Below are 11726 nucleotides of genomic sequence, written 5' to 3'. Positions count from 1 at the left end.
GAACCGCCAGCTCCTCGTAGGACGGGATGATCTCCACGGTGTCGCCGCGCACCCGGAACGAGCCGCGGGTGAAGGACAGGTCGTTGCGGGTGTACTGCACGTCGACCAGCAGCCGCAGCAGCCCGTCGCGCGGGACTTCGGTGCCCACCTGCAGCTCGACGGAGCGGTCCAGGTAGGACTGCGGGGTACCCAGGCCGTAGATGCAGGACACCGAGGCCACCACCACCACGTCGCGCCGCGACAGCAGCGACGACGTCGCGGAGTGCCTTAGTCGCTCCACGTCGTCGTTGATGGAGCTGTCCTTCTCGATGTAGGTGTCGGTCTGCGCGATGTATGCCTCCGGCTGGTAGTAGTCGTAGTACGACACGAAGTACTCGACTGCGTTGTGCGGCAACATCTCTCGCAGTTCGTTGGCGAGCTGCGCGGCCAGCGTCTTGTTGGGCGCCATCACCAGGGTGGGCCGCTGCAGGCGTTCGATCAGCCACGCGGTGGTGGCCGACTTCCCGGTGCCGGTGGCGCCGAGCAGCACCACGTCGCGCTCCCCCGCCCGGATGCGTCGCTCCAGCTCCTCGATGGCGGCCGGCTGGTCGCCGGCCGGGTCGTGCGGACTGACCACGTCGAAGCGGGCGCCGGTGCGCACCAACCCTTCCACGTCCTCTGCGGCTGGGCGGTACTCGGAATGCGCGACTACTGGATGCTCGGTGGCGAATGCCATGTCACCAGAGTAGAGGCGGGGTCCGACAGCCCGGCGACGCTAACGCCGGCTCAGCCTGGTCTATCCGGCGGGTCGGGTCCACATCCGGGTCACCGGATCACACTGGAGCAGGTAGCCGTCGTTCGAGGTGGACATGGCGAACACCGAGGTGCCCGGCCGGTCGCACGAGCTGCCGACGGCGTGCACCCCCGTCGTGATGGGCGCCTTGGCCCAGCTACTGGCCTCACACACGACCTGCTCGTTGTTGGTCGGGTCGTAGCCGAGCTTGCCGACATCGCTGCACACGCCGCCGAGCACGGGCGGTGAAGGGGCGGCCGGTGTGACGGCGGCGTTGACCACCTGGGCGGGATCGGCCAAGGTCGCGCCCTTCGGCACGTCACCGACCCGGGTCGCCACCACGGGCGTTCGCACCACGGCGCCCTGTGCGCCGCACTCGTTGCTGAGCACGGTCTCAATCTTCGTGCCGCGCAGCGTGCCGTCGGCCTGCGGCGCCAGCGACCACGCAACCGTCTCCTGCTGGGTGGCCGTGACTTGGCCATTCGGCTGGGTGCAGCCCACCCGCTCCTGCTGCGGAGTGCCCTGCCAATATCCCCCGACGAAACGCAGGGTGTCGGTCTGGCCTCCGTTGGTCGTGCTGGCGACTTGGTGGTTGGCGTCGTCCAGCTGCGTCCCGCTGGCCGCGCATCCGTTGGTGGTACACGCAGAGTCGAATGCCCACCAGTCGGTGGCGGGGCCGTCGTGACGGATCGGGACGCCGTTGCCGGTCCGCTTGCTCTGGTCGTAGGTCACTTGATAGGTGCCGTCCAGGGCCGGCCCCCCGGGGGCGGCCGGAGCAGCGCTGGGGGCAGGCGCCGACGGTCTCGACGCGAGTGCCGGGTTGGGCGGAGCGCTGTCGGGCTGGAAGGAGTACAGAATCGACCAGGTCGCCGCCACGGCGATCAGCACCGCGCAGATCAGAGCGGTCGCCCACCGGGTTCGTGACGAAAACCGGTGGGTCAGCGTCGCGAGCCCGCGGCCTGGCGAGCGTTTGTGCGCCGAAATGCGCGGGTCGCCGGCAACGTCGTCCAACTCCCCGCTGAGGGCCGCCGAGAAGCCTCGGCAGCGGTCGAACCTGTCCTCGGGTTTCTTGGCCAGCGCCTTGAAGAACACGTCGTCGAGGTGATCCAAGTCGGGGCGGAAATCACTCAGCCGCGGCGGATCGTCGTGCAGGTGCTGGCTGATCACCGCGATCGGGTTGGAATGCTGGAACGGCGGCGCGCCGGTAAGCAGGTGGAAAGCCGTTGCCGCCAAAGCGTATTGGTCAGCCCGCCCGTCAATGTTGGAGCCGGTGAGCTGCTCGGGCGCGGCATAGGCGACGGTTCCGACCGCGACGTTGGTCTCGGTGATTCCGCTGATGTCACCGAGGTGGCGGGCTACCCCGAAGTCCGCCAACAGGATTCGGCGTTCCCCGTCGTCGGGATGAGCGAGCAGGATGTTGGCGGGTTTGACGTCGCGGTGTAGCAGGCCGCGAGTGTGGGCGTAGTCGAGCGCGCCCGCGACGGCCTGCACGATGTCACAGACTTCCTCGACCGGCATTCCCTCGTGGTAGCGCTCTTTCACCAGTCGCGAGGCGTCGGTGCCCTCGACGTAGTCCATGGAAATCCAGAGCTGGCCGTCGAATTCGCCCCGATCGTGCACGCCGACGATGTGCGGGTGCCAGAGCGTCGCGGCGAGATCGGCCTCCCGGTTGAACCTTTCGCGGAACTCGCCGTCCGCGGTGACCGCCTCGGCGAGGACTTTGATCACATCGCGACGAGGCAACCGGGGGTGCAACGCGAGGTAGACCTCGGCCATCCCGCCAGCGCCCAGCGGCCGCAGGATCGTGTATCCGGCAAAGGGCGCGCCGCTGGCGATGCGCGAACCACTGGCCTCGCCACGTTGCGCCTCGGCTGGGGCCTGCTCGGCGTCCGCGTTCGGGGTCGAGCTCACCGGTGGGACACGGCGGAACAGCTGCCCGGTCGCCGAGGGCAGCGATTGGAAGCCCGCCCGCACGGCGGCGCGGGCAAGACCGGGGTTGGACAGCAGCCGCCGCCCCCCGCCCAGCCGTCGGGTACCTCCTGTTGGCTCGTCCATCTGCCGTCACCCCCTTGTTTCTCGGCATGCCAAACGTTCCGGAGCCCTAGCCCGGAAACCCCATGTCCGGAACCCCATCCCGTTCGAATATGCCCGATGCGGGTGGGCGCTAGACCGATGCAGGCTATGAAACGGCTATGAGTGGCCAAATTGAAACAAAGCAGCTTCACAGGCGAGTCCAATGGAGCCCTCTCAGACAACACGCCGATACTGAAGTAGTGACTCGACCCGCCCCGCCCGTGCTGACAGTCCGGCACAACGGGTCCCAACAGTCCTTCGCCGCAGGTCACGAAGTCGTCGTCGGACGCGACGCGCACGCCGACCTGCGCATCGCGGATCCGCGGATCTCCCGCGAACACCTGATCCTGCGCTTCGATCAGGGCCGATGGCTGGCGATCGACAACGGCTCGCTGAACGGGACCTACGTCAACGGCTACCGGATGCCCGTGTTCGACATCCGCGACGGCCAGAGCGTCAACGTCGGGAATCCGCAAGGACCGCGGCTGACCTTCGAGATCGGACCGCAGCAGGGAAAGCTCGGCCGGCCGCCGCGGCCCAGGTCAGCGCATGATTCCGGACCGCCGACGCTGTCTTGGTCGACGACGCCGGAGCCGCCGCCCGCGCCGCCCCGCGGCCAGAATGGGGGCCAAGCCGGGACCCCGCCCCGGGGCCGCCCCACGTCGGCGCCGGCACCGGCGCCCCGGCAGCCGCCCCCGCCCAGGCGTCCCGGGTCGGGGCAGCGCAAGGCGCCACAACTGCCTCCAAGGCGGCCGGCGCCACCCCGGAAGCAACACACACCGCCCGAAGAGCTCACCGTGGTCAGCGCCGGTCAGACGGCTCCGCCGGCGTCGAAGTCTGAGGCACCGGCGGAATTCACCCTGATCGACGTCAAGCCGGGCGACGTGTCGAACCTCGCGACGAGGTTCGTGAAACGGCTCTCACAGCGCTCCGCCGACGCTCCCGAGCATCCAAAAGGGGCCGGCACGGTCACCATAGGCCGCGCCAAGGACAGCGACATCGTGATCTCCGATGTCCTGGCCTCGCGTGAACACGCGACGTTGTGCCTGACGCCGCTCGGCACCGAGATCCGCGACGTCAGCATCAACGGGACGTTCGTCAACGGAACCCGGGTCGGGTCGGCGATCCTGTCCGAGGGCGATGTGGTCACCATCGGCAACGTCGACATGGTTTTCACCAACAGCACCCTGGTCCCCCGCGCCGAGGCCGAGACCCGCACCGGCGGTCTCGAGGTGCGCGGGGTCAGGTACAGCGTCGACGGCGGCAAACAACTGCTCGACGACATCTCGCTGACCGCCAGACCCGGAACGCTGACCGCGGTCATCGGCGGATCCGGTGCGGGCAAGACCACGCTCGCCCGGCTGATCGCCGGCTACGCCCGCCCCACCGCGGGCTCGGTCACCTTCGAGGGCCACGACATTCATGCCGAATACGCATCGCTGCGCAGCAGGATCGGCATGGTCCCGCAAGACGACGTGGTGCATCGCCAGTTGACGATCAAGCAGGCGCTGGGCTACGCCGCCGAACTACGACTGCCGCCCGACAGCAGCAAAGTGGACCGCGCCACCGTCGTCGGCAAGGTACTCGATGAACTCGACCTGAGGAAACACGCGGACACCAGGGTCGACAAGCTGTCCGGCGGGCAGCGCAAACGCGCATCGGTGGCACTCGAATTGCTCACCGGACCGTCGCTGCTGATCCTCGACGAGCCGACGTCGGGCCTGGACCCCGCACTGGACCACCAGGTCATGATGATGCTGCGCCAGTTGGCCGACGCCGGCCGCGTGGTGATCGTCGTCACGCACATGCTGTCCTACCTGGACATCTGCGACCAGCTGTTGCTGGTGGCACCCGGCGGGAAGACGGCCTACTGCGGGCCGCCGGACCGCATCGGCGACGCGATGGGTACCACCAACTGGGCCAAGATCTTCACCAAGGTGGGCGCCGACCCCGACGAGGCCAACCGTCGGTTCCTGGCCCGGGACCAGACGCCGTCGAAGACCCCGGTGCCCAGAACCGAGCCCGTCGAGCTGGGCAAGCCGGTGCACACGAGTCTGCGGCGTCAGATCTCGACGATCGCCCGGCGGCAGGTCCGGCTGGTGGTCGCCGACCGTGCCTACTTCGTGTTCCTGGCGCTGCTGCCGTTCATCCTCGGTGCGCTGGCGCTGACGGTTCCCGGCTCCAACGGATTCCGCATGCCCGGGGAGCACGCCGGCACGCCCGACGAGTCCGCGCAGATCCTGAGCCTGCTGCTGCCGGCGGCGGCGTTCATGGGAATCGCACTGACGATCCGCGATCTGGTCGGCGAGCGCGCCATCTTCCAGCGCGAGCAGGCGGTCGGTTTGTCGACCACCGCCTATCTGCTCGCCAAAACGGCCGTGTTCTGCGGCTTCGCCATCCTACAAGCGGCGATCATCACGTCGATCGTGGTGCTCGGCAAGAGCACACCCAGTCGCGGAGCGGTAGTGATGGGCCACAGCACCCTGGCGGCCACCGGCGAGCTGTTCAGCACGGTCGCGGCGACCTGCGTGACCTCGGCCCTGCTCGGACTGGCCATTTCGGCGCTGGTCCGCTCGAGCGAGCAGGTCATGCCGCTGTTCGTGGTGGCGGTGATGGCACAGCTGGTGCTGTGCGGCGGGATGGTGCCGGTGACCGGACGACTCGGGCTCGACCAGCTGTCGTTTGCGATGCCGACCCGGTGGGGGTACGCGGCGGCCGCGTCGACCGTCGACCTGCGGACGCTGGTGCCCGGCTCGGTGCTTCCCCAAGACCGATTCTGGGAGCACATACCGAAGGTCTGGTTCTTCGATATGGGGATGCTGGGTGCGCTGTCGCTGCTCTATTTCTGCTTCGTGCGCTGGAAGATCCGGCTGAAGCGATAGGGCGTGACGTCATCCATCCGCCGAAGCACGAGACGTTCGACCTGACCGCCCGCACCAACACCGATCCCAAGGGCATCGTGCGGGGCGTCGACGAATACGTGGTGCAGCCGTGGGGGCTCTACGTTGCCCGGCCCACGCCCGGGCGGGCCCAGTTCCATTACCTCGAGTCGTGGTTGCTGCCATCACTGGGCCTGCGTGCCACGGTCTTTCACTTCAACCCTGGCCATGAACGCGACCACGACTTCTACCTCGACGTGGGCGAATACACGCCCGGCCCGGACGTGTGGCATTCCGAAGACCATTACCTGGACATCGAGGTCCGCACCGGCCGGGAAGCGGAGCTGGCCGATATCGACGAGCTGCTGGACGCCGTCCGGCACGGATTGCTGGCTCCGGACGTCGCCGAGCGGGCGGTGCGGCGCGCCGTGCATGCCGTCGACGGCCTGGCCAGCCACGGTTACGACCTGTCGGCCTGGCTGGCCGTTAGCGGCATGGAAGTCACCTGGCGTTGACGGCGTAGACACCTGCGGCTCTACTGTCACATCCGCCCCAGGAGTACCGGCAGGGGGAGGGAACAGCGATCGTCAGCGGCTTGAGCTGGTGTCGTGGCGCTCTGCTCCGACGCGTGAGAAGGACTCCCCCGGCGACCGGGAGCCGCTCTGCAGCTGTCCTGAACTGACGGCGCGACGGCCCAGAGTTGCTATCCGAATCACCAAGCTGGCGACGATGACAACAGCGGCGACAGCGAGACAGATCACTCCAAAGATCAACATCACGAACCACGGGTTCAAGATGATCGAACCCTCCCTGTTCGAACCCAGCCAGTGTTCGTGCTTGTTGTGGTCCTTCGTGACAATGAGGACCGCGGCAAGACCGAAGCTCAGGAGAAGAGCGACGGTGATTCCCACGACGGCCCTCACCCCACGCTTCGTCGACTTCGCGATCAGCGTCACCAAACTGACGGCAACGATCAACCCGGCAATGCCGAGCAAAGCGAGCCCAAACATGAACGTGGGGTTCCTGTCCGTGGAGCCCGCAAGGTTCGCCGCCCGATACTTCTGCAAACCAGACACGAGCAACGGGACTGCAACGCCGACGAGAAGCAGAACGGTGGCGCCGATCCCAAGACCGATCTTGATGCCGCGCCCGCCGGCCGGTGATTGAGGGTATTCGTGCGCGGGCGCCGTCGCGGGCGGAGGTTCTCTTCGTGCTGCGTAAGCGGGAAGCGTCTCGGGGCGCTGCTGGGTCTCCGCGGGCGCCAATATGGTGGGCGGTTGCGACGGCTTGTCCTGGCCGACCGCCGGCGCCATGGCAGGACCGGGTTTCGACCGCGCCGGGGGTGGCGTTGGCGCAGGACTCGGCGCTGGCCGGGGAATTGGCACCGTCACCGCCTCGCGGGCGGCATCCGCCAGCTCGATCGGGCTTGAATACCGCTGATCGGGTTCTTTCGCCATGCCCGTCGCGATCACCGTGTCGAATTGCGCGGGAACTTCGGACGTCGCACTCGACGGTTGCGGCGGCGGAGTCCTCAGGTGCGCCATCATGAGCCGCTCCGGACTGTCAGCAGGAAACGGTGGAGTGCCCGTGAGGCATTCGTAGAGGACGCAGGCCAATGCGTAGATGTCCGCGCGCGCATCTTCTTGCCCGCTGCCCATCCGTTCCGGAGCCATGTATTGGAGGGTGCCGATCATGCTGCCGGTCTTGGTCAGCCGGGAGTCGTTGGCACTGCGGGCAATTCCGAAGTCGATGAGGTAGGGGAACTCGTCGTCGTCGAGGAGGATGTTGGACGGTTTTACGTCGCGGTGCACCAGGCCCACCTTGTGTGCAGCGTGTAGAGCCTTCGCCACGCCCTCGACGATGCGGACCGCTCGCGCAGGAGCGATTGGGCCGTCTTCCAGCGCCGTTTGCAGGTCGCGGCCCTCAATCAGGCGCATATCCACGTACAGGCGGCCGTCGATTTCCCCAAAGTGATGTATTGGGATCACGTGCGGAGTGTTCAATTGTGCTGCGGCATGCGCTTCCCGACGGAATCGCTCCTTGAATGTCTCGTCGCCGGATAAGTACGCGGGGAGCACTTTGATGGCCACGATTCGGTCGGTATCGGTGTCATGAGCCCGCCAGACTTCGCCCATGCCGCCGGCGCCCAGAACCTGTATCAAGCGGTAGCGTCCGAACGGTACGCCCTCCATGCTGGCCTCCCGGAATACGGCTCGCTAACACGATATGCCTGAGACCGTATTCTGGCCGCTCGACTTGGGAAATTCGTGGCGCTTGTTGCCAGTTCAAAGAGGTCGTCCAACGTGCTCTGAGGGCGAAAATTCGGCGCTTTTCTGGCCCTCAGAGCACGTTGGCGACACGCGTTACACCGCAAGCAGTCGCTCGAAGAATTCGCGGTAGTGCATCAGGGCCAGGCGAAGGTCTTCGGTGGACGCTTGCTCGCCACGGGCCCACTGCTCTTCGAGGCGCGAACGCGCCTGAGCGAAACCAGATGTGAGCTGTTCGACCAGATCAGAGACGAGGACATCGGCCTTCTGGACGCACTCCTTGGGATCATCGACGAAGCCCGCCTGCACGCCAGCCCACCGCGCACGCAATTCCGCGAGCTCGTCGTCGGCGAACAGGTCTTCCTCCGTTACTGATTCGTGTTCCACGCTCGGATGATCCGCCGGTATCGCCGGAGCCTCAGCGCTGTATGCAACTCCGTCGGCCGGCGCGACCCGCTGGTCCGCGACGGCTGGCGCCGGTTCGCTCGACGGCCGAACGGTCGGACGCATGGGTTCGGTCGGAGTTGTCTGCGGGTCATCCGCAATCCGTTGCGCCGCTTGGTCGTTCGTGCTCGGGGTGGCCGCGACGGGGGCGTGGGACTCATCGTATGAATCGGTTACCTCGATCGGGCGATCGCGTGTTGTCATTTCTTTACCTCCTATGCCGCGTTGTCAATTGTTTGCCGTCTCGAGCAACTTCTCGAACAGCGCGCGGTAGTGCACAAACGCCTCCCGATGCTGCTCGGTGCTGACATCACTGTGCTGCTGCGCCAGATGGATTCCGTGCGCGGCGCGGTAGCTCTCCACGATTTGCGGGTGATCTACCGAGATGTCAGCTGCCCGTTGATCGAAATCGTCTATGGGATAGCCCCTTTCGCGCATCACCTCGGTCACCAGCCGATCGGCGACGCCGACGGCGGTTCCCGGGTTGTCCACGAACCCGGTCTGCACCTGGTGCCAGCGCGTGGTGAAATCCGAGAGGGCCGAAGGGGTCAACGGAACGATGTCGAGCTTGTCCCGCTTGCGTTCCCGCTCGGTGAGTTCCTTCTCGGCCGCCTTCTGGTCTCCGGACTCAAAGACCAAACGCTCGTACTCCCGGCCATAGTGCTGCTTGAGTCGCGCTGTCTTCCTGCGACTTCCGAGCACGCCGGCCGCGACGATCAGCGCCGCGACCACGATCACGACGACGGCCGCAATCAAAATCCATTCCCAGATGGGCATTTCGTGCTCCTCTCTTACTTATGTCGAATTACCCGGGCGGCGCCCACGCAAACGTGTTTGTGTGACGTGCGGCACAAAGCCGGGGTCAGCGGGATGTCAGTCAGCGGGATGTCAGAAATAGTGCCGGCGGCCCCCGACCGCGCGTCCGGTGCTGCCCAAGACTGCCAGGATCGCGCCGATGACGAGCAGGACGATCCCGATCGTCCACAAGATCGACATCTTGAGCAGAAATCCGAGGACCAGCAGGATGAGGCCGAGAACGATCATGATGTGCCTTCTCTCTTCAGTGATGATTCGGTTACCCCCGACGTTGGTCCCAGTCGACCACCCGTTAGGGGTGTAGCAATACACCCCTAGGGAGGTAATCTCTGCGGCATGCCTGGGGAGGTAATCTCTGCGGCATGCCGCCACCACCTGCCGCCCGTGGGCCGATCACGGTCGCGCTCGTCGATGACTACGACGTCGTCGTGAAGGGCGTGGCCAACATGCTCGAGCCTTACCGCGACCGCATCGTGATCGCAGAACTCGACTCCACGACGGCCGTCAAAGACGAGGTCGACATCGTCCTATACGACTCGTTCGCCCAGCCCGAATCCGACCACGAAGAGATCGGGGTCCTGGTTGCCAATCCGCGGGCACACCGAGTTGTGGTGTACACCTGGAACTTTCACCCCGACCTGGTCGACAGCGCACGGCAGCATGGCGCTCACGGGTATCTGTCCAAGACCCTGCCCGCCCGCGAGCTGGTCGCCGCTCTGGAAGCCGTGCATGCCGGCGAAGTCGTCGTCAGCGACGTGGGAGCGCGGGCGCGCAGTGCTCCGGGACTGGACTGGCCGGGTCGCGGTGAAGGCCTCAGCGACCGCGAGGCGGAGATTCTAGCGTTGATCACCCAGGGCATGAGCAACGCCGACGTCGCGCGGCTGACCTACCTGAGCCCCAACACCGTGAAGTCCTACATCCGCACGATCTATCGCAAGCTCGGCGTCGGCAGCCGTACCCAGGCCGTGCTGTGGGGCGTGAAACACGGATTCACTCCCGACCATCACCGCATCGAGCACTGGCACGGCGGCCCCTAGCGAACGGCAAGATCCAGCAATGCGTCCAGGTCGGCGATCGACCGCAGCGTGTCGTTGAGATGCGTGCACGTGCTGGTGCCCACGAATTCACCGCGGACGCGGTCGCGCAACTCGGCGAGGCTCATGCCGCGGACGCGCGCCGCGCTGCCGATGGCGCCGGGACATTCCTGCCACGGCAACACCCGCACCTCGGCGCGCACTGACGTGATGGTCCGTGTCGACTTGTCGACCGTCCCGGCGACCGTGTATTCGTGCACGATCGTCTCGACCAGGTCGTCGTCCATGTGGGAGTCGCGGAAGTGCGCGTCGAAGTCCTCCAAATCGGTTTCCACCGGCCACACATCGAGCCGGCGGAACCTGCGCATCCCCCGCGATCGAAGCGGCTCGACATCATGCAACCCGTCCAGCGGCGGCGCCACCGGTCCGCGACCCGTCGGAATGACATCGTGCCGCCGGGCATAGCCGATCAACGACGCCTCTGGCGCGAAACCCGCGCAGATCCCGGCCATCCGGTCGGCGACACCCGGTGGCAGCTTCTGCTCGATACCCATGGTGATCGCCGTATGCTGCAGGCCGTATCCGGACACCAGCGCCGCACCGACCCAGTCGTCGAGCAGCAGATGAAGCAGACTGGCCCGTTGCACTTCGTCGGGGAGCAGCTTGCCGACCTTCGACCGGAACCCCGGGCCGACACGGCAGCCGCGCAGCGCATCCAGCCGGCTGTCCTGCGGCGTGCACCTGATGTCGTCGATGACGTTGTCGACCAGGTGCGCACTGGCACGGACCTCCCCGAGCACGTCGACGCGGTCCGCTCCGGCTGCTGCCGCGTCGCGCGCCCGAAGGTCGACCAGAGAGTCTCGCGCCTCGCCCAGATGCGTGTCGATGGTGCTGGTGCGTCGGCGTAGGCCCGCTGCGAGCGGCGGCGTTTCAGCAATGGGCTCCCGCGGCCCGAGGATGTCCGTGACGAACGGCATGAATTGACGGTACCGGGCCGAATTGCGTCCACGTCGACGGCCTCGCTCGCCATCCGGACCTGCCACGGCGACGTGCCCAAACGGCTGGCCGGACAACGCGATCCGTGAGTCGACATGTCGCGCGGCCGCCGGCCGTCAGCCGGCGCTGCGGCGTGCTCTCCGCAGTTATGCGTCCTGGCCAGCACATATGGATGCCAACCATCGCCGTGACGGTGATCGCGGCCGGCTCTCAGTTGTTGGCGGCAACCGCGCGCGCCGACCTGCACAACATCACTTACATCGCCCGGATCGACGGGGTGACAACCGGCACTCAAGCCACCTTCGTCATGCAGGGCGGCCAGACGAACAGCGCGCCGCTGAGCACGTTGCCTGGGCGTGCTTTCGAGGCCAACACGGTATTGGGCGACCCGCAGAAAGCCGGTATGCGGATCGTGCTGCGCTGGCCGTATTCGGGGAACGTACAT

11 protein-coding genes are annotated in these 11726 nt (G+C 66.5%); 4 read left to right on the top strand and 7 right to left on the bottom strand.

Annotated elements, in window-relative coordinates:
- Both VML93_RS30640 and VML93_RS30635 read right to left on the bottom strand, forming a co-directional pair.
- A partial coding sequence (locus VML93_RS30640; RefSeq protein ID WP_325616341.1) for a DEAD/DEAH box helicase family protein occupies nucleotides 1-715 on the bottom strand: 715 nt, incomplete at its 3' end.
- A gap of 60 nt (nucleotides 716-775) precedes the next feature.
- Nucleotides 776-2827 carry a serine/threonine-protein kinase gene (locus VML93_RS30635; RefSeq protein ID WP_325616339.1) on the bottom strand — a complete coding sequence of 684 codons (2052 nt, stop codon included), beginning with the start codon at nucleotides 2825-2827 and terminating at the stop codon, nucleotides 776-778.
- A gap of 218 nt (nucleotides 2828-3045) precedes the next feature.
- On the opposite strand from VML93_RS30635, the gene VML93_RS30630 reads away from it, so the two are divergent.
- A complete protein-coding gene (locus tag VML93_RS30630) occupies nucleotides 3046-5727 on the top strand; it encodes an FHA domain-containing protein (RefSeq protein ID WP_325616337.1) in 2682 nt (893 codons plus the stop codon).
- Nucleotides 5728-5804: 77 nt separating this feature from the next.
- On the top strand, nucleotides 5805-6239 hold the full coding sequence (locus tag VML93_RS30625) for a DUF402 domain-containing protein (protein WP_325616335.1): 435 nt from the start codon (nucleotides 5805-5807) through the stop codon (nucleotides 6237-6239).
- A 72-nt stretch (nucleotides 6240-6311) separates the two neighbouring features.
- On the opposite strand, the gene VML93_RS30620 is transcribed toward VML93_RS30625, so the two are convergent.
- The 4 genes from VML93_RS30620 to VML93_RS30605 form a co-directional block, all read right to left on the bottom strand.
- A complete protein-coding gene (locus tag VML93_RS30620; protein ID WP_325616333.1) occupies nucleotides 6312-7916 on the bottom strand; it encodes a serine/threonine-protein kinase in 1605 nt (534 codons plus the stop codon).
- Between the two features lie 171 nt (nucleotides 7917-8087).
- Entirely contained in the window at nucleotides 8088-8378 is a 291-nt protein-coding gene (locus VML93_RS30615; RefSeq protein ID WP_414686493.1) for a hypothetical protein, read from the bottom strand.
- Nucleotides 8379-8663: 285 nt separating this feature from the next.
- Nucleotides 8664-9212, bottom strand: a complete 549-nt coding sequence (locus VML93_RS30610) for a hypothetical protein (RefSeq protein WP_325616331.1) — start codon at nucleotides 9210-9212, stop codon at nucleotides 8664-8666.
- Between the two features lie 111 nt (nucleotides 9213-9323).
- Nucleotides 9324-9479: a DUF6131 family protein gene (locus VML93_RS30605; RefSeq protein ID WP_325616329.1), complete on the bottom strand. Its 156-nt coding sequence runs from the start codon at nucleotides 9477-9479 to the stop codon at nucleotides 9324-9326.
- Nucleotides 9480-9613: 134 nt separating this feature from the next.
- On the opposite strand from VML93_RS30605, the gene VML93_RS30600 reads away from it, so the two are divergent.
- Entirely contained in the window at nucleotides 9614-10288 is a 675-nt protein-coding gene (locus tag VML93_RS30600; RefSeq protein WP_325616327.1) for a response regulator transcription factor, read from the top strand.
- On the opposite strand, the gene VML93_RS30595 is transcribed toward VML93_RS30600, so the two are convergent.
- A complete protein-coding gene (locus tag VML93_RS30595; protein ID WP_325616325.1) occupies nucleotides 10285-11262 on the bottom strand; it encodes a DUF2889 domain-containing protein in 978 nt (325 codons plus the stop codon). The genes VML93_RS30600 and VML93_RS30595 overlap by 4 nt on opposite strands.
- Before the next feature lie 191 nt (nucleotides 11263-11453).
- Here VML93_RS30595 and VML93_RS30590 point away from each other — a divergent pair.
- On the top strand, nucleotides 11454-11726 hold a 273-nt coding region (locus VML93_RS30590; RefSeq protein ID WP_325616324.1), incomplete at its 3' end, for a hypothetical protein.

Origin of the sequence: Mycobacterium sp., from assembly GCF_035499775.1 — a bacterium.
Lineage (GTDB): Bacteria > Actinomycetota > Actinomycetes > Mycobacteriales > Mycobacteriaceae > Mycobacterium.
The sequence above is the reverse complement of the archived record's forward strand: the minus strand, read 5'-3'. Positions and strand labels throughout refer to the sequence as shown.